This is a genomic window from Pseudoalteromonas sp. MMG012, assembly GCF_018100875.1.
Lineage (GTDB): Bacteria > Pseudomonadota > Gammaproteobacteria > Enterobacterales > Alteromonadaceae > Pseudoalteromonas > Pseudoalteromonas aurantia.
Genome location: NZ_JAGJEF010000048.1, coordinates 21,030 through 39,197, shown reverse-complemented (window position 1 = coordinate 39,197; position 18,168 = coordinate 21,030). Strand labels below are relative to the sequence as shown.

15 protein-coding genes are annotated in these 18,168 nt (G+C 40.9%); 6 read left to right on the top strand and 9 right to left on the bottom strand.

Going from position 1 to position 18,168, the window contains the following annotated elements; genetic code table 11:
- The first annotated feature begins 173 nt into the window (after positions 1–173).
- The gene (locus tag J8L97_RS15360; protein WP_211050888.1) at positions 174–1,808 is read left to right on the top strand and encodes a tetratricopeptide repeat-containing response regulator; all 1,635 of its coding nucleotides are present in this window, start codon (positions 174–176) and stop codon (positions 1,806–1,808) included.
- On the opposite strand, the gene msrB is transcribed toward J8L97_RS15360, so the two are convergent.
- The 8 genes from msrB to J8L97_RS15320 form a co-directional block, all read right to left on the bottom strand.
- On the bottom strand, positions 1,805–2,251 hold the full coding sequence (gene msrB, locus J8L97_RS15355) for a peptide-methionine (R)-S-oxide reductase MsrB (protein ID WP_211050887.1): 447 nt from the start codon (positions 2,249–2,251) through the stop codon (positions 1,805–1,807). The two genes, J8L97_RS15360 and msrB, sit on opposite strands and share 4 nt — an antisense overlap.
- Before the next feature lie 321 nt (positions 2,252–2,572).
- On the bottom strand, positions 2,573–2,731 hold the full coding sequence (locus J8L97_RS15350) for a hypothetical protein (protein WP_211050886.1): 159 nt from the start codon (positions 2,729–2,731) through the stop codon (positions 2,573–2,575).
- Between the two features lie 64 nt (positions 2,732–2,795).
- Positions 2,796–3,278: a DUF2919 domain-containing protein gene (locus J8L97_RS15345; RefSeq protein WP_192508179.1), complete on the bottom strand. Its 483-nt coding sequence runs from the start codon at positions 3,276–3,278 to the stop codon at positions 2,796–2,798.
- Between the two features lie 69 nt (positions 3,279–3,347).
- Complete coding sequence (gene ligA / locus J8L97_RS15340; RefSeq protein WP_211050885.1) at positions 3,348–5,366, bottom strand: NAD-dependent DNA ligase LigA; 2,019 nt, start codon at positions 5,364–5,366, stop codon at positions 3,348–3,350.
- 85 nt (positions 5,367–5,451) lie between these two features.
- Positions 5,452–6,183, bottom strand: coding sequence for a cell division protein ZipA (gene zipA, locus J8L97_RS15335; RefSeq protein WP_211050884.1), 732 nt, complete (start codon positions 6,181–6,183; stop codon positions 5,452–5,454).
- A 17-nt stretch (positions 6,184–6,200) separates the two neighbouring features.
- On the bottom strand, positions 6,201–9,593 hold the full coding sequence (locus J8L97_RS15330; RefSeq protein WP_211050883.1) for a chromosome segregation SMC family protein: 3,393 nt from the start codon (positions 9,591–9,593) through the stop codon (positions 6,201–6,203).
- Positions 9,594–9,642: 49 nt separating this feature from the next.
- Positions 9,643–10,374, bottom strand: a complete 732-nt coding sequence (locus J8L97_RS15325) for an RNA methyltransferase (RefSeq protein WP_211050882.1) — start codon at positions 10,372–10,374, stop codon at positions 9,643–9,645.
- A gap of 147 nt (positions 10,375–10,521) precedes the next feature.
- Complete coding sequence (locus tag J8L97_RS15320) at positions 10,522–13,041, bottom strand: S8 family serine peptidase (protein ID WP_211050880.1); 2,520 nt, start codon at positions 13,039–13,041, stop codon at positions 10,522–10,524.
- A gap of 499 nt (positions 13,042–13,540) precedes the next feature.
- Here J8L97_RS15320 and J8L97_RS15315 point away from each other — a divergent pair, with 499 nt between their 5' ends.
- The 5 genes from J8L97_RS15315 (at position 13,541) to J8L97_RS15295 (ending at position 17,214) form a co-directional block, all read left to right on the top strand.
- Positions 13,541–14,020 (top strand): curlin subunit CsgB, encoded by a 480-nt coding sequence (locus tag J8L97_RS15315; protein ID WP_210998347.1) that lies wholly within the window; start codon positions 13,541–13,543, stop codon positions 14,018–14,020.
- 24 nt (positions 14,021–14,044) lie between these two features.
- Positions 14,045–15,559 carry a curlin gene (locus J8L97_RS15310; protein WP_211050879.1) on the top strand — a complete coding sequence of 505 codons (1,515 nt, stop codon included), beginning with the start codon at positions 14,045–14,047 and terminating at the stop codon, positions 15,557–15,559.
- Positions 15,560–15,624: 65 nt separating this feature from the next.
- Complete coding sequence (locus J8L97_RS15305; RefSeq protein WP_192508187.1) at positions 15,625–16,008, top strand: CsgE family curli-type amyloid fiber assembly protein; 384 nt, start codon at positions 15,625–15,627, stop codon at positions 16,006–16,008.
- Between the two features lies 1 nt (position 16,009).
- Positions 16,010–16,423 carry a curli assembly protein CsgF gene (locus J8L97_RS15300; protein ID WP_210998349.1) on the top strand — a complete coding sequence of 138 codons (414 nt, stop codon included), beginning with the start codon at positions 16,010–16,012 and terminating at the stop codon, positions 16,421–16,423.
- A 26-nt stretch (positions 16,424–16,449) separates the two neighbouring features.
- Positions 16,450–17,214: a CsgG/HfaB family protein gene (locus J8L97_RS15295; RefSeq protein ID WP_409455168.1), complete on the top strand. Its 765-nt coding sequence runs from the start codon at positions 16,450–16,452 to the stop codon at positions 17,212–17,214.
- Here the strand turns inward: J8L97_RS15295 and J8L97_RS15290 are convergent.
- Positions 17,207–17,914 carry a response regulator transcription factor gene (locus J8L97_RS15290; RefSeq protein WP_211050875.1) on the bottom strand — a complete coding sequence of 236 codons (708 nt, stop codon included), beginning with the start codon at positions 17,912–17,914 and terminating at the stop codon, positions 17,207–17,209. The genes J8L97_RS15295 and J8L97_RS15290 overlap by 8 nt on opposite strands.
- Between the last annotated feature and the right edge of the window lie 254 nt (positions 17,915–18,168).

Genomic DNA, 18,168 nt, shown 5'->3' with positions numbered 1-18,168 from the left:
CATATAGGTTTAGAATCCTTTTTACCTTTATACTTCATCTCTCTTTTCAGCTATATTTTTCGCTGAATCAATTACGCGAATTAAATTTTTTTGTCCACATAAAAGCTATTTCAAAAAACGCATTAACCGACTAAACTATTCACAGCACTATTTATTATAAGTTATTCATTTGCATGAGTGTTCAGCCATTTATCAACACCAAAATCTTAATTGTTGAAGAGCAACCTTTGGCGCTTAGCCATATGAAGCGCTCATTAGAGCAGTTAGATTTTCGTAACCTGAAATTTGCTGAACATGCACAAGCCGCGATAGAACACTGCCGAATTGATAAATTTGACCTCGTCATTTGCTCTTTTGATTTAACTAAACGTCAAGATGGTTATCAACTTTACGAAGAATTAAAAAGTAAACGCCTTGTCAGAAATGCCACTTCCTTTATTTTTGTATCCGCCGAAACCAGTGGAGAATTGGTCCACAGTGTTATTGAATTGCAACCGGATGACTTTCTAGTAAAACCATTCACTATCAAAGAACTTCGAAGTAGAATTGAGCGCGTTCTTAAACGTAAACAATCTTTAAAAAAAATCTACACCTTTATTGATGATGGCAATGATTCAAAAGCTGTTAGGTTCATTGATGCAGAACTTGATAAGCGTGGACATACCCACAGCCCTATTTTACTAAAACTCAAAGGGGAAGCATTACTGCGCCTTGGCCGAGTTAAAGATGCAAAACAATTTTATAAATCAGCCTTGAATGTACAGAAATTTACATGGGCAAAAATTGGACTTATCGAAGCACTTATAGCTAATAACGAAGATGCGCTTGCTCAGCGTATGCTTAAAACCATGCTTGAGCGCTCTGAGACACGTTTAATTGCCCTAGACCTACTTGGGCGATTAGAAATTAAGTTAAGCCAGTTTGAAACGGCTCAGGGCTTCTTAAGTGAAGCATCCAAAATTGCTCCCCGTAACATTGATAGACAAAAATCTCTAAGCCGCATTGCTTTGATAAACCACGACTATGAACGCAGCTATCATGCACAAAAAGACATCGCCCAGTACGCTAAGCATTCAATTCATGATAACCCCGAAATATATCTAAACACTGTGAGAGCCGGAATCGACTTCGCCCTAAGCACAGACCAAACTGAGCAGATCAGCCGTATTACCCGGCAAACTCAGCAATATTTGGGTGAACTCAAAAAGCAATTCCCAAACGCTGATAATCAAGCGCAAATAGATGTACTTAATGCTCGTATTCATTATTTAAAAGATGAAAGTAGAAACGCCCGAAAACTCATTGAGCAATTAGAAGATGAGCCATCCATACGCTCAGTTGACGCCTCCTTGGATAAAGCGAAGGCGTACCATGAACTTGGGTTCCACCACAAAGCGCAAGAGCTGTTCGCGCAAATTGTGGCACATTGTGAACGCCACGATAATGTAAGTGATCCTATTACCATGCACTATATTCAGCAGCAGCAAAGTGAACGTCGTGATATCACCATGGGTCCAAAAGAATTAAACAACCATGCGGTCAATCAATTTAATCGTGGCCACCTTGATATGGCTTTAGAAGCATTTTCACAAGCTTTTCGGATTATGCCAAAAAACGCGAGCATTGCCCTTAACCTCCTACAATGTTTGCTTGATAACACGGGTAAGAATGGCCAAACATTCAATTCAACATTAGCAAAAAAGTGCATTTCAACATTGAACAACAGCAGTACATTAGAACCCGAACAAATCACTCGATTGGATAAACTAATAGCCCAACTTAAAGAAATGGGCTTATCAGTGGATTAATCTGACACTTTTACCATTGAAAGCGCATTAACACAGTACCTTAAACCACTAGGCTTTGGCCCATCAGGAAAAACATGCCCTAAATGAGCATCACATACATTGCATACGATCTCAATACGCTGCATGGCATGTGAATCATCGCCAATATACGCAATGGCATTTTCAGTTGCAGGTTGCGTAAATGAAGGCCAACCAGAACCACTATCAAACTTCTCTTGCGCATCAAATAACAGGTTATCACAACATGCACAGCCATATTTACCAGGCTCAAATAAAGTACAACTACCGCCACTAAAGGGCCGTTCCGTGCCCTTGTTTCGCGTAATATAATATACCTCTTCTGGTAATTGAGATTGCCACTGAGCCGCTGTTTTTTCGACTCTGCGCGAAGGCGTTGGGTTACCTTCATTACTGAATCTTAATATATCGCGCCATTTAAGCATGTTTATTACCTCAGTTAATTAATACATCATTAAAATAATTTGGAAATTCATTTGCTAAGCACTCAAGCTGCGGCTGAATTCGAGTCATAAAAAAGTCAGGGCGGATCAGTCATATCATAATGCTGATAATGCTCCTCTGATGGAACAAACAAGCGTAAACCCAATACCAGAGTCTCCACAGCCCGTTCTTAGGAGAGTAAGTCAATCACGTCTGTTTTTTACACAATAAACTACACTAAGTTATTTACGCAGTAACTGGTGCTCAGCTTTTGCACTATAAATTATTGAGTATACTTTGATCAGTACTAACAAAGGCACTATTTAGCCGTCAAATGTAGCCCACACGCCCTCTGAAAATAATTCGTTAGGCGTGTGCAGCGCCAAATACCCCTGCTCCACGTTACACACACCACGTATCGACATAAAAACGGCTTCTGTTGTACATCTGTGATAGGCCCCACCAAGCCATAACATCAACATCAACAGACTCACCATCTACCTTATTACAATCAATATACTCCTTTACACCCATATAATAAGACCACTAGGTTTTTAATTTACTTTCGGGTTCTGGCCAGTCATTGAAAAAACAGACCAAATAACGGCTTTTCACTAAATACAAAATCACCCATAACAGCATCACCATCTGCACCGCTAAATAAAATGAAAATTGATAGTAACTTTGTGATGCTTGCAAAATTAACCATATTAGGTCAGCTGCAGCCGTGATGAGTAAAGGCCAACGCATATATCGCCAGTATTTAGCCAACACTTGCGAACTTGTTGGCCTGCGCAATGAGAAAATGACCGTCGGGACCAAGGCGATTGTACCAATGGCCAAAGAAACAAAAAAGTGTTGTTTAGACTGAAAAAATAGTGACATAAAATCTAAATCAGGCCGCCTAGCTACCGCAGAAAAAATCCACAACAAGTAAGCACGTAGTAATACTAACAGAGTAAGATTAAACCCAATAGGGGTTCTATACACGCCATATTTATCCCAATACTCTGGGCCATATTGCTTCATAACAACACTCCGGCCACCAGCAAGGAGCCCACGACTAATGAGTCATTACTGGTAACGCTTCAGTTTCAATTATTCGTGCTCAGACAGTAATGCAACTAGTGCATCTTCATCAAGCACATCAATGCCTAAATCTTGTGCTTTCGTTAATTTAGACCCCGCCTTTTCACCTGCAACAAGCGCATGAGTATTTTTAGAAACACTGCCTGACACTTTCGCACCGAGTGCTTGTAAGCGTGCTTTGGCATCATTACGATTTAGCTGAGTTAAAGTCCCTGTCAGTACATAGGTCAGCCCTTCAAGCGGTTGACTTAATGATGACTTTTCAGCGATGTCTGGCCAGTTAACACCAACTTCAATAAGCGCACTCACAACGGTTTGATTGTGCGATTCATTAAAAAAGGCATGTAAATGCTGCGCAACAATAACGCCCACATCGCTGACTTCTTGTAAACTATCAATGGTGGCTAATGAGACTTTTTCAAGCGTTAAGTAATGATTGGCAAGGTTTTGTGCCGTTGCCTCACCGACTTCCCTAATACCGAGCGCATAAAGAAACTTGGCCAAAGTCGTTGTTTTGGCGTCCTCTAACGCAGCCACCAAATTTTTCGCTGATTTTGGCCCCATACGTTCTAATGATTCAAAATGCCCTTGCTTTAATATGAACAAATCAGCAGGTGTATGTATCAGCTCTCGGTCAACCAGCTGCTCGACAATTTTATCCCCTAAGCCATCAATATCTAACGCTTTGCGCGATGCAAAATGCTTAATGGCTTGCTTTCGTTGTGCTTGGCATACTAAACCACCGGTACATCGCGTTGTAGCCTCTCCTTCTACTCGCTCAACATGAGAACTACACACTGGGCATGAATCAGGGAATATAATGTCTTTTACATCATTCGGACGCCGCTCTAACACGACTTGCGTCACTTGTGGGATCACATCCCCTGCTCTGCGCACAATGACAGTATCACCAATTTTAACGCCTAATCGTTCAACCTCGTCACGGTTGTGCAAAGTCGCGTTAGACACAGTCACTCCCCCCACAAACACGGGCTCAAGGCGTGCGACGGGTGTAATTGCCCCCGTTCGGCCTACCTGAAATTCCACATCAAGTAGCTGCGTGATTTCTTCCTGTGCTGGAAACTTAAATGCAATCGCCCACCTCGGTGCTCGCGCAACAAAGCCCAATTGCTGTTGATAAGCCTTGTCATTCACTTTAATAACGACCCCATCAATCTCATAGGGTAACTCTGTACGACGCTGCATAATATCTTGATAATATGCCAATGCAGACTGTGCTCCAGAAACCAACTTTGTTTCTGGACACATAGGCAGTCCCCATGCTTTCAACTGTTCAAGCTGCGAAAAATGCGTTTCTGGTAAATCAACCCCTGTGACAACCCCCATAGAGTAAGCGTACATCATCAGAGGTCTTTTAGCTGTGACCTTGGAGTCGAGTTGCCTCAAGCTCCCTGCGGCTGCATTTCTAGGGTTTGCAAACGTTTTCTCATCTTTCGCGGCTGCCGTTTCATTTAAACGTGCAAACCCTGCGCTATCCATAAATACTTCACCACGCACTTCAACTTCTTCAGGAATATTGTCTCCCCGCAAACGCAGTGGAATATTGCGTATCGTTTTAACATTCGCCGTTATATTCTCACCTACTTGCCCATCACCACGTGTAGCGGCTTGTACAAGCGCACCATTTCGATACAAAATAGACACCGCTAACCCATCTAACTTGGGTTCACAACAAAACTCTAACTCTTTACTTTCAAGCAATCGCTCTTTGATGCGACGGTTAAATGCGCTGAACTCTGTTTCATCAAATGCATTATCTAACGATAACATAGGCACCTGATGATTAACTTGTTCAAACTTACCAAGTGCTTCACCGCCTACTTTTTGTGAAGGTGAATCTGGAGTGAGATACTCAGGGTGAGCTTGCTCTAATGCCATTAGTTCACGCATGATACGATCATACTCAGCATCGGGAATAGAAGGGTTGTCTAGCACATAATACTGATAATTATGTTCCTCTAATTGCTGCTTTAATAACTGAATTTGTTTATTAATTGACTCTGACATCTCAACCTCTGAAAAAACAAAAGCCACGAGTGTGCGCGGCTGCAACTCGTGGCTTATAAAAACGGCGATGGCGCCTAAACTTTAACTATGCAGCGTATTCACGTACTTTTTCTACGTAGGCACGCACGGCGTTCACAGACAAGGGCTCTCGATTGCTATCTAACACTGTCGCGCCAAACTCATCTGCTAACTTTTTAGCCGCACCATGCAACATGTTAAAAGCGGCTAAACTATCCCCCTCACATGGCAGCGTCATAAATAAGCTCACACCCGCAGTACCAAACTGTTCCATATTGTCTATATCGAATGTGCCTGGGTTAAACATATTAACTAAACGAAATAGCACTGGCCCATTACCTGATGGCTCTACATGACGATTAAAAAAGCCTTCATCTGAATACTTAAAACCCAAACTCAGTACTGTTGGTAACAAACGAGAACCAGCCATGGTTAGCCCTTCAGGCATCGCTATATGCAATATAATAAAATCACTTGGTTCTTGTGATGAGTGCTCTGCAGCGCCTGTCGTTGGCGTTTCAGTCTCACTGTCTGTTGACACATTTTGAGAGTGCTCATTCGTATCTTCTTCAGAGCTATTTATGACAGTTCCCTCATCAACAGCCGCAAAATTCATTTCACCCATGTCAGGCTCATCATTATTTCGCAAAGAGTCTGTTTGCACAGGTTCAGGCTCTTTTTCTCGTTGCTGTTCTTGTGGCTGTTCCTTTTTACGAACAGACCATAAACCATGGATCAGTAATCCACCAATTACTAACGCGCTGATCACGATTAGCGCCCATCTCAATTCTGTGGCCATTGCTCACCTTTTTATTCTCATGCTTGTGCCATCTGCACTGCTTGTTCTACGTCAACGGCAACCATTCTCGAAACACCTGGTTCCGCCATAGTTACCCCCGTCAGCCTACCAGCCATTTCCATCGCTATTTTATTATGACTGATGTATATAAATTGCACCGAATGTGACATTTCCTCCACTAAACGACAAAAGCGTCCAACATTGGCATCATCTAACGGTGCATCAACTTCATCTAACATACAAAACGGTGCTGGATTCAGTCTAAATATAGAAAATACCAATGATAATGCGGTCAGCGCTTTTTCTCCACCACTTAGCAAATGAATTGTGGAGTTTTTCTTTCCCGGTGGCCTCGCCATGATACTGACGCCACTTTCTAATAAGTCATCACTTGTCAGTTCTAAGTATGCACTACCTCCGCCAAAAACTTTAGGAAATAACTCTTTTAAGTCATCATTTATTTGGTCAAATGTGGTTTTAAATCGTATTTTCGTCTCTTTATCTATTTTGCGGATTGCATTCTCTAATGTCTTCAGTGCCGATGTTAAATCATCCAGTTGATCATCCAAATAAGTTTTTCTCTGCGCAGCTTCATCAAATTCTGTAATGGCGGCTAAATTAACCGCACCGAGTTCATTTAATGAAGAAACCGTCTGGTTTAACATAGTTTGTAAACCCGAAATATGTGCGCCATCAAATAAGTTGGCCTGTACTTTTTGTAAGTCTTGCTCTAATGCCTCAAGGGGCTCTAACGCCGCTTGTGCTTTAATCGCCAACCCTTGTTCCTCTAGCAGGTGCTTTTGCAATAACTCTTTAAGTCGAGACACTTCACTGCTTGCTCCCTTTAAACTCACCTGTTTTTGTTGTAGCTGAGTTTTCGCTGCTTGTAATTGTACAGTCAGTGAATCGATAGCAGTCTGTTGTTTTGTCTGCTCGGCCAATAAGCTGACAATTTGCTCATCGACATCAAGCATAGGCTCCTGAAGTAATTGCTGCTCATCCAATAACCCTTGCGCCCTTTCATGCGCCACATCAAGACTTTTTTGCACATGGTCAACTTTTGATTGTGCCAGTTGCAGGGTACTTCTAGCTTGCTGTTCTTTCAAGGTTTGTGCATGTACATTCGCTAATGCACGATCTTTGTCGCGCAGTGCATGCTGCTGAGATTGTGCTTTTAGCTCGTAATCGGCTTTAGAGGCTGTAATGTGCAGTTGATGCTGTGATAAACGTGCTTGCGATTGTTCATATGCTGTTTGTAGTTTGGCTAATGCAGCTTGTTCAGTACGTAACTGACCTGACAACTCAGCTTGCTTTTTTTCCAGCATGGCATAACTTTCATGCCACTGTTCCACGGCTGATTTGAGCATTTCGTGGCGTGATTGCAATCCTGCAACTTGTTGCGCTAAAGCGTGTATTTCTTCCTTATTAACAACTTCAGCATGAGCGCTTTGTGCCCTTTGGGCTATCAAAGTCTCCACTTCCTCTTCCAGCTTAGTCAGTTGAGACTCCGCTTGCGGTACTTGTTGCTGCAACGCCCTTAACTTTGCATGTTGGCTCAACAAGCTATCTGAATCAGTGTGTTTGAGCGTCGCACGCCAATTTTCTCCATATAAGGTCCCAGCCCTATCGACCCCCAAAATCCAAAACTGAGAGGGATTAAATGACTCCCCTTGCGCTAGCAACTGAATGTGATTTAATAGTGTTGGATACACACCGTCTGCAATAACTTCCGCGACAGACCCACTTATTACACCAGAAGCATCAGGCCACACAGCATCATCTGCAGCAGATGTGGTGACTTTCAAATGATTTAACCCAAGTAATGCCCTTTCCACAGGTATTTCAAACCCAGCTTTCACTCTTAACTCACTCAGTAAAGAAACATAAGGCTCACTGTTTTCTGGATCTAGTACTCCAGTCAGAGCCTCTATACTTGCAACCAAAGCTGTATTCTTTTGTTGGTGACTATCAAACGCCTGTCTAGCCACATTTAAATTACCGGTCAGTGTGTCTGTTACGTTTTGCTGGTCTTGAACTGAGGCTTGCAACCTAGCAATCTGGCGTGTTTTCGCCGCTAATTCATGTTGCACATCGGTGAGCTTTTTACTTGGATCTTCTTGCCCTAAAACTTGTATTTGCACTTCACATTCGCGATACTTTTCTGCTGTATGCTTTTCATGCTGCTGGCATTGTGTATACTGCTGCTCCGCTTTAATATAAGATGATTGCGCACTTGCTACTTCGTCGGCCAACTGCTGTTGGTGCGCTTCAACGCTCTGAAACTCTTGCAATACCTGCTGACAATATACCTCCAACTCTTCTAATTGAGTATGTGATGCAAGCACACTGTTTACACAGTCTTGTAACGCCCCATCTAGCACGACAATATCAGCTTGATTGATTTCTAGCTGCGCACGCTCTTCTATGACACTTTTACGGTGTTTATCTATTTGTGCCTGTAAGCCACGAGATTTGTCTATAAAATGTATTTTTTGTTGTTCTGCTTTAGTCAAACTAGTATGTGTTTTATGCAGGCTCTGACGTTGTTCAGCCGCACTATCTGTAAGCTGCGCAATTTGGGTATCAAGGGTTGCCAAAATATCATTGTGCCCACTATGCGCAACGTTCAAAAAATCGATTTCTGAGCGTACCTTTTCTATATGGTGTAATTTTTGTTGCTGTTTTTCGTGAAAATTTTGCCATTTAAGCACCGCAAGTTGCCCTTTATAAGTGCGTTCTTGCTGTTTAAGTGTACGGTATAATTTTGCATCTTTTGCTTGTATTGCAAGCCTATCTAGCTGTAATTGCAACTCTTTCCGGACATCGAGTAGACGTTCTAAATTTTCTCTGGTACTTTTAATTCGAGTTTGAGTTTCACGCCGGCGCTCTTTATATTTTGATACCCCAGCCGCTTCCTCTAAAAAAGTACGCAACTCTTGTGGTTTACTCTCGATCAGCCGCGAAATCATGCCTTGCTCAATAATGGCATAACTACGAGGCCCAAGGCCAGTACCAAGAAAAATATCCGTGATATCACGTTTTCGACATTTACTGCCATTAAGAAAGTAAAGTGATTGACCGTCTCGCGTTACGAGTCGTTTAATAGACACCTTGCTTCGGTCGGCCAAGGTTCCTGGTAAACGACCTTGTGCGTTATCAAACATGAGCTCAACTGACGCTTGCGATATAGGCTTTCGATTCGTTGAGCCGTTGAAAATTACGTCAGTCATCGCATCACCACGCAAATTCTTCGCCGAACTTTCACCAAGTACCCATCGTACGGCATCAATAACATTCGACTTACCACAGCCATTGGGACCAACAACACAGGTCATTTGATCAACAAATGGAATTTTCGTGGGTTCAACGAAAGACTTAAAGCCCGCAAGTTTAATACTACTTAAGCGCATATACTAATTAGCTACTCATTAATATGAATATGTACAAACAAAAACATAGTTATTGGTGACGTTTGATATTATCTAAAATAATACCTGTCGCCATTGCCACATTAAGAGATTCCGCAACACCGAACGCAGGGATGGTTATAGGTGTATTTATGTACTTACTTACGGGCTCTCGGATACCGTGCGATTCGCTTCCCATCACGAGTACACCCTGAGTGGAAAACGCCGTTTTATGTACATTTTCGCCATTTAAATACGCACCATATATAGCACCCGAGTAAGACGCTAAAAACTCAGTTAAATCACAACGCACCACATTAATGCGAACAAAAGAGCCCATCGTTGCACTGATCACTTTTGGGTTTAGATGATCGGCACAATCTTCACTGACAATAACTTGCTTTAATCCGTACCAATCAGCAACACGAATAATCGTCCCCAGATTGCCAGGATCTGATACACCATCTAAAGCCAAAACCATACCGGAGGTATCTATCTCGCTCCCCTTTGGAAACGGCACCACAGCAATTGCTGCACTATTACTCACTAACGTACTTACTTTTGTTAAACTTTCACTATCCGCTTCTGTTACGTTAACACCCTGCAACTTTAGGTGATAGCAAGACAAAAACTCTGCCGTTGCAAATAGTTGTTCAATTTTTAGGCCTGCATCTAGTAGTTCAAGGACATTCTTTTCTCCTTGAACTAAATATAGTTGATGCTGTTTGCGGTATTTTTTTTGCGCTAAAGCACGCAAGAGTTTGGATTGGTTCTTAGAGATCATAGCCACCTCAGTGTTGAGTGACGAAGATTATACCTGAGGTAAAGAAGATTGCGAATATCTCTTTGTATTGAAAAGGCGAAACAGTGGTTGATCCATTTCCCAAAAAATAAGGCTCATATGAGCCTTATTTTGTACCTTGGGGAGTGATTAATTAAAAGTAACAGTCACTTCTTCAGAACAAATGTCTACAGAGTTAACTGATGTACATACTTTATATACATATTGACTTTGTGTAGCGCGACGAATGAAATCACGATACGCGCCTGTGTTCAAAGTCGTCGCCAGTAGCTCGCCATCACGGTAAACATCAACGGTTGATGTCGCTGCGCCTTGATATGATAATTCGATACGAGCAAAACCCAATCTTGTTTTGTTTGCACGCTTTACTTTTAGCTCTGGTGCAGTATCTGAATCACCGGCAACCACCACATCCATAGATCTTGAATCAGTCAATCCCGTGGCATCTGTTACGGTTAACGTCACTGGATATAAACCCGTTGCGCCATAGACATGTACAGGGTTTTGTTCTGATGATGTATTGCCATCACCGAAATCCCATGCCCAAGTCGAAATGTCATCATTTGCATCTCGGCTACCGTCAAAAAAGCTGACTTGTAACGAATCTACAACAGGTAAGAAATCTGCTTCAGGGGCTCTTGGACCTACTTCACCAAGACCTGTCAGTGTTAATGCCCATTGATTAATTGACCCTGTATCTTCAGCATACGTATCGACCACTTTTAGTGTCCAATCACCTTGTGCAACTTCACCATTAAATGCACTTGATGCAAAGGATTGATTGATATCGTCCGCGCCACCGCCTGCTTTATTATGTAATGTTGCGGTAGTTCCTGCTGGTGAGGTTAGCGTAACAACCAAGTCACCAATATAAGTATGTGATATATCAACTAATGTGTCTGAACCAAATATGGTTACTTCGTCTGACACATTGATGATAGAAGATGCACCTGTAGGATCATTATCTGGAATATCAACTTTCTCATTATTACTATAATCAAACTCAGTTAATCCTTGAGGGTTTACATATAAAGATAATTGACTGTCTTTACGTAAATCACCACTGGTTGCTTCAACAGTAAATGAGTAGCTGCCCCATTGAGTATCCGCTGTTGTTGACGCTGTTAATGTAAATGAGCCGCCAGGCTGCACTGTACTTGTTGATAACACAGCCCCGGCTAAATCACTTGTTACAGCCAAGCTAATATCACCACTCCATCCTGCAACTGACGCAACTTCAAAAGTATAAGAAGCTGTTTCACCCGCAGTAATTTCTTGTGATACTGGCGTTGCTGATAGCCTAAAGCCTGGCGTTGGATCAGCTTCTTCCAACGCGGTTGCGACATTCAAGCGTTTGCCTGACACGGTCTTTCCGTTTAGAGCTGCATTATCATCACCAGAGTTCATAAGTAACTCTTTTAACTCTGCGGTCGTTAAATCAGGGTTAACAGATAACGCTAATGCTGCAGCACCAGCAACATGTGGAGTAGCCATAGAAGTACCAGAGTAACTATCATACCCACCGCCTGGGACTGTTGACACAATCGCTGAGCCAGGTGCACCTAAATCAACACTGGTCAAGCCCCATTGCGAGAAGCTCGACATAGCATCAGTATGTGTTGTGCTGGCAATTGACAATATTGATGCATGCTCATAGCTTGATGGGTAGTGTGGATTAGTATCATTATCAACCGCGCTATTACCTGCTGCTGCTACGAATAAAATGCCCGCTTCTTCTGAACTGGTTAATGCATCTGACATTGCTTGGCTAAAACCACCGCCGCCCCAGCTATTGTTAGAGACTCTGACGTCAACACCAGCATTTCTTAAGCCCACTAAATAATCGATACATTTTATTGCATTCGCTGATGAACCACTGCCTGACGCATCTAAGAATTTACAACCAACTATAGATACCTGTTGATTTACACCAACAACACCTACGCCATCGTTACCAACCGCACCAATCGTACCCGATACATGTGTACCATGACCTTGGTCATCCATAGGGTCACCTACATCTGTTATCGCATTGATCCCATGCATGTCATCAATATAGCCGTTGTTATCATTGTCAATACCGTCTCCAGCTATCTCATTTGGATTGATCCACATATTGGCAGTGAGGTCTGGGTGAGTATGATCAACACCTGTATCAATAACCCCTACCACAACATCACGACTACCCACTGAAATATCCCATGCCTCTACGGCATCAATATCTGCATCAGCTGTACCACCTGTTTGACCTGTATTATGAAGACCCCAAAGCTCAGAAAACTTAGGGTCATCTGGAGTACCTTGAATTGTTAGTCGGTAATTTGGCTCAACATATTGCACTGCTTCATGTTCAGAAAGTGCCTTTATAACCGCTTTTGGATTCTTTTTATCTAGCTTAAATTCAGCTAAGCGACCTTTTAAGACATGCTTGTAGCCGTCGTCTATTTCGTCTTTATTTACATCGGTAATTTTTGCGCTGACTAATTGACGAGCCGCCAATCTTTGCGCTTTGGTTGCACTTTCTTTAAATACAACAATAACAGAGTCATTTGTTGCACTTGAATGTTCAGTATCAGTTACAACGTTGATAGCAGCTTGCGAAAAACACGGTAGTAACGCAAGCGTCAAAGCAGATAGTTTTAATTTCATTGTTAGATCCAGTATTTTCTCATAATACTCAAAATGGTTTTGCTCACCATTTAGATATTATTTAAATTAATTTTAGTGTTCGTCACACTCGTTTTCGGATCTCTCAATATCAATAACATACTCGTTTTCGCGAACACCTGTAAAAAAACAGAGTGCTATCACGTGTAAGGTCAGCACGCCTTACAACAAGCAATAAAATAAGCAACGACTAATAGATAACATTAAAAAAATTGATGCTGCAAGCGTAAATATGAAAAACAGTAAAAACTGATTAGCATATTTAAAAAATACATTTTTTTAACAAAATAGTATGAGTCTACTTCTTAGCTATCATGCCAAAAAAAGCCATCCTTTTTGACTGAAAATTTAAAAACTCAACACAAAAAACACCAATCAATTGATTTAAAACAACAAATAATTCAATAAAATTACCTATATATTATAGGTTACTGCTTTATTACAGTGAGTTCAGGTCATAAGTGAACACACGAAAAATAAAATGTTAACAAAAAACTCAAAGGACAATGCACATCAACAATTACTCTTGCCAATGCAAAAGTGTGTTGCTCTTTGTGTATTGTATTTGTTTTTTGTATCGTTAAAAATCAGTGCCAATAGCCATGACTTACAAGAATCTCCACTATCAATAAGCATACACCCGTCTTTTTTAGCTAGGGCTCAACACACCAGTGCGCTAGTTCAACAAAACGGTACATTTAATAAAGCAACAATATATCAATCTAGTGACGATTTGAACTCCGTGAATGTATTACAGCTTGGGACATACAACCTCGCAAACATTACACAAGTAGGATCAAATAACACCATCAACTTACTACAGCAAGGCAGTAATAACTCTGCTGTAATTATACAAGAAGGTGATGCAAATATCGTCAACCTAACGCAATTAGGCGAACACGCATTCGTTATCCATCAGCAAGGTAACGATATGATAGTGAACGTCAGCGTTACAAAATAATTCAATATAGAACAGGATATTACTATGCTAAAAAAATCACTCATTACATGTGCCATTGCGCTTGCTCTTGGTTATGGTAACGCAGCACTTGCTGCTGATTCAAAAGACACAGGCAATACAATTCACTCAGACTTTATGGCAAATGCACAACAAAATAAAGTGGAGATCAGTCAAACGTCTACTAACCCTTCGATAGGCAATGCCGTTTCTGTAACACAAACAGGCACCGTCAATGGCGCACAAATTACTGTCACTGGTGACGATAACCAGCTGAGCAGTGTACAAGCCGGTGACAATAACTTACAAACGACTACCATCACTGGTAACGATAACCACCTTGCCAATAATCAAAATGGCAGTGATGCTAAAACACAAATCAACATCACTGGTGACGCGAATATGCTTGCGATTACTCAAGACGGCTTAGCGGGCTTGGGTAACATTGGTAGTCAAGTAATCACTAATATCAACGGTACTGACAACAAACTTAGCATTGAACAAGGCGACGGTGGTCATTGGGCATTTGTGAGAGATTTACAAGGTAACGAAAATGAAATTAACGTTACCCAAAATGGTGAATGGGGCGAGGTTCATTTAAATAGCATTCAAGGCGATGATAATGAAATTGATGTCGAGCAAGATGGGTTTTGGAATGTTGCAACGGTTGATAGCCTAGAAGGACACGAAAACGAAATTGAATTTGAACAAGAAGGCGACCGAAATCGTCTAACCGTTGAAGCCATTGTTGGTGACGACAATGACATTAAAGTTGAACAAATTGGCGATAGCAATAAGTTAGAGTTTGCAGCTGTAACAGGAGATGATAACAACCTATCGCTTGAACAAAATGGCGATAATAATACGCTAACAAGTGGCTTATTTGAAGGTAATGATAACGAAGTTGTTGCAAATCAAGTTGGTAATACCAATACGCTAGAATTGGATATACAAGGTAACGACAATGACTTTGATGTTCGACAAAAAGGCGATGATAACAAAGCCTATTTAGGTGTTATTGGTGATAATAATACCTTCTCAACGATGCAAGATGGCAATGAAAACAATAGCCATATCGCAAATTTTAATGGCTCAAATAACACATTCTCGATTGCTCAAACTGGTGGGGATTTAAACCACGCAACAATCCAAACCTCTTACCCTGATACATCATTAGAAACGTCTAACAACACTATTGATGTAACACAAACAGGCAGTGAGAATGATGTGAGCGTTACACTTAGCAGCGTAATTGCAAGTAACGACAACACAGTTACGTTTGTACAAGATGGTGGCCTAAATGCCATAGATTTAATGCTTGAAGGCACAGGTAATAGCATTGACATTGCACAAATTGGAGACATGAACATGGTCTCAGGTATCGATGGCGGGGCATTCTTATTGGCTGGCAATGAGCTGAGCTTAACAATCAACCAAACGGGTACTGGTAACCTTGTCGAAGGTGGTATGTCTCAATTAAATGGCGATGTTTCAATTACGCAAGTTGGCGACTTTAATACAACGACAGTAACACAAAAGTAATAGAGTATGACAAGGCAGTGCGGGTAGCTCCCGTACTGCTTTCATACAACTTAAGAGTCATTATTATGAATGCAGTACTGAAAATTTTCTTTTTCATAATTATTTCTACTTCCAATTCCATTCGTGCACAAGAAGATATTGGTGGTTTTTTATTAGATCAAAGCATTAGCCGATCTGGATACGAGTTTTATTATCAATTAAGTATGTTGTGGCAAGATATCCCCAATACATCAGGTGCAAGTGTTGTTATAAAAGAAACTTTAATTCCTCGTGCTGGGACAGTTTTAAAAGTTGAGCTCAATAACAAAATTGTTTATCAAACATTTATGGGGAGACGACTCAAACCGATTGATGAACAAGTCGAGCAGGCAGCCATTACGCTGGTCAACCTCATCGCATCAAACAACTTCAGTGAATTTAACCAAGACATGGCAAGCAGTGGTCTTTAATATGAAAAAAATACTCATTACTACCCTATTCATCTCTCCACACTTACTGGCAAGTGAATTGGTCTATACACCAATAAACCCGAGCTTTGGCGGCAGCCCTCTCAATGCCAGCATGCTCATGAATAAGGCACAATCTCAGAATAAGCATAAAGCTCATACAACAGAAAAGACGTATGCGGAACGATTACAAGAGTCATTAGAGCGTTCATACATCAATAAAATCGTTCGAGAGCTCACTGACCTCGCATTTGGTGAAAACCCAGCTGATAATGTATTCGGACAAGACTCAACTTTTATAAGTGGTGACTACGAAATTAAGATGATCACCAGCAACTCTGACAGTATCACTGTACAGATCACTAATTTAATTGATGGTGAGGTTGTGACCATCGAAGTACCTAGGTTTAACCCATGATAAAGTACACAATAAAAATAATAATAATGACTATACTATTAGGGTACACTGTAGCCTGTTCAAACATATCGCAAGTGCTTCCCCCAGATATTAAAATAGCCCAAACATTAGAACAAACAGATACGTTCTCCGAATTGCAAACGCTACCAGAACCGATGGGGAGTATCCCTGTATCGGTCTATTCATTTCGAGATAAAACAGGTCAATATAAGCCAATTGCTAATGTAAGCTCATTTTCGACGGCTGTAACACAAGGTGCTTCAGCTATATTAGTACAAGCACTCAATGAAACAGATTGGTTTATACCTGTCGAGCGAGAAGGTTTACAAAATATCCTAACAGAGCGAAAAATAATACGAGCTGCGCAAGACAGCAATACAGGCACAAAGAATAAACTTCCTCCATTGAAAACAGCAAAAATACTGATTGAAGGTGGTATTATTAGTTACGATTCCAACACAAAAACCGGCGGTCTAGGGGCCGAATATTTTGGTATAAGCACTTCTGAATTATACCGAGAAGATGTTATTTCTATCTATATGCGTGCTGTTGACGTAAGAACTGGAGTTGTTCTCACATCAGTTGCAACAACCAAAACGGTGTTGAGCCATGAGGTTAGAGCTGGATTTTTCCGTTTCGTTAGTTATAAGCGCTTAGCCGAAGCTGAAGCCGGCTACACAAATAACGAACCTATGCATATTTGTGTAAAGCAGGCGATTGAAAAAGCGCTGGTAAACTTAATTCAAAGTGGTATTAAAAAAGGAATTTGGTCACCTAAAAAACTCAGTTAGTATGGTAACGAGTTAACGCATCGGGGAAAAACTGTCTGGCCCAATTAAGTAACTCGATGCGATTACGCGATTTTGTCTTCTTAAAAGCACTGTATAAGTGTGTTTTTACCGTATGATCACTAATATGCAATTTGTTGGCTATTTCCTTATTCTGAGCCCCTTCTGCAATCAGCTTAATAATTGTTTTCTCACGCTTAGTTAAGTTATATTGCGTTTCATCAATCTCTGCAGCAGGTGTTATATTTTTTGTTTGTAAATGTTCCGATAACAACTCAGAGAATGTGCTACTAATTATGTTTCGACGAAACCACAACTCACCATCGATAATAGAACGGATACTTTTTAGCTGTACATCAGGCGTATCAGTATCATAAATCACACCTTTAATACCCGCCAGCAATGCGCTCCTTTCAGACACAGCGGTCTCTTTTACATTTACTAATACAATAGAGTTTCGTTTTGCAAGTGCACTTATACTTGCAGGGATATACTCATTCCATTTAACCCCAACCATATCAATAAACACGACATCATGAATATTGTCATCTGAGACTTGCTCGATAGCCATATCAAGATTCAATGAAAAAACACACTCAACTTCCAGCATGAGTAAAATACTTCGTAAATAATATAAATTACTCTGCTCTTTTACCGTTTGCTGTGCCGTAACAATTGTAGCCAAACGCGCAGCTTTTCCCATGTGATTACCTTTTCATTTTCCACAAGCACCCGATGAACTTGTTTCTGTTCCGATAAGAATTAAACTACACAAAAAAAACATATATGTAAATATTATGTTTTATTACAAAATAGTTTATCAAATGCAATAATAAATACCGAAATGAAAATTAAAACCATCTAAAACATATTGATATGGCATAAAAACACCATCAAGAGCACTCAATAAAAAGCAAAAAAAAGCAAAAAAACTTATATTGACAGCAAACATTTCAT

What these genes read in the sequence shown, in the direction of transcription:
- J8L97_RS15360 (WP_211050888.1), top strand. Translation starts at nt 174, where the DNA reads ATGAGTGTTCAGCCATTTATCAACACCAAAATCTTAATTGTTGAAGAG.
- msrB (WP_211050887.1), bottom strand. Translation starts at nt 2,251, where the DNA reads ATGCTTAAATGGCGCGATATATTAAGATTCAGTAATGAAGGTAACCCA.
- J8L97_RS15350 (WP_211050886.1), bottom strand. Translation starts at nt 2,731, where the DNA reads ATGTTGATGTTATGGCTTGGTGGGGCCTATCACAGATGTACAACAGAA.
- J8L97_RS15345 (WP_192508179.1), bottom strand. Translation starts at nt 3,278, where the DNA reads ATGAAGCAATATGGCCCAGAGTATTGGGATAAATATGGCGTGTATAGA.
- ligA (WP_211050885.1), bottom strand. Translation starts at nt 5,366, where the DNA reads ATGTCAGAGTCAATTAATAAACAAATTCAGTTATTAAAGCAGCAATTA.
- zipA (WP_211050884.1), bottom strand. Translation starts at nt 6,183, where the DNA reads ATGGCCACAGAATTGAGATGGGCGCTAATCGTGATCAGCGCGTTAGTA.
- J8L97_RS15330 (WP_211050883.1), bottom strand. Translation starts at nt 9,593, where the DNA reads ATGCGCTTAAGTAGTATTAAACTTGCGGGCTTTAAGTCTTTCGTTGAA.
- J8L97_RS15325 (WP_211050882.1), bottom strand. Translation starts at nt 10,374, where the DNA reads ATGATCTCTAAGAACCAATCCAAACTCTTGCGTGCTTTAGCGCAAAAA.
- J8L97_RS15320 (WP_211050880.1), bottom strand. Translation starts at nt 13,041, where the DNA reads ATGAAATTAAAACTATCTGCTTTGACGCTTGCGTTACTACCGTGTTTT.
- J8L97_RS15315 (WP_210998347.1), top strand. Translation starts at nt 13,541, where the DNA reads ATGTTAACAAAAAACTCAAAGGACAATGCACATCAACAATTACTCTTG.
- J8L97_RS15310 (WP_211050879.1), top strand. Translation starts at nt 14,045, where the DNA reads ATGCTAAAAAAATCACTCATTACATGTGCCATTGCGCTTGCTCTTGGT.
- J8L97_RS15305 (WP_192508187.1), top strand. Translation starts at nt 15,625, where the DNA reads ATGAATGCAGTACTGAAAATTTTCTTTTTCATAATTATTTCTACTTCC.
- J8L97_RS15300 (WP_210998349.1), top strand. Translation starts at nt 16,010, where the DNA reads ATGAAAAAAATACTCATTACTACCCTATTCATCTCTCCACACTTACTG.
- J8L97_RS15295 (WP_409455168.1), top strand. Translation starts at nt 16,450, where the DNA reads ATGACTATACTATTAGGGTACACTGTAGCCTGTTCAAACATATCGCAA.
- J8L97_RS15290 (WP_211050875.1), bottom strand. Translation starts at nt 17,914, where the DNA reads ATGGGAAAAGCTGCGCGTTTGGCTACAATTGTTACGGCACAGCAAACG.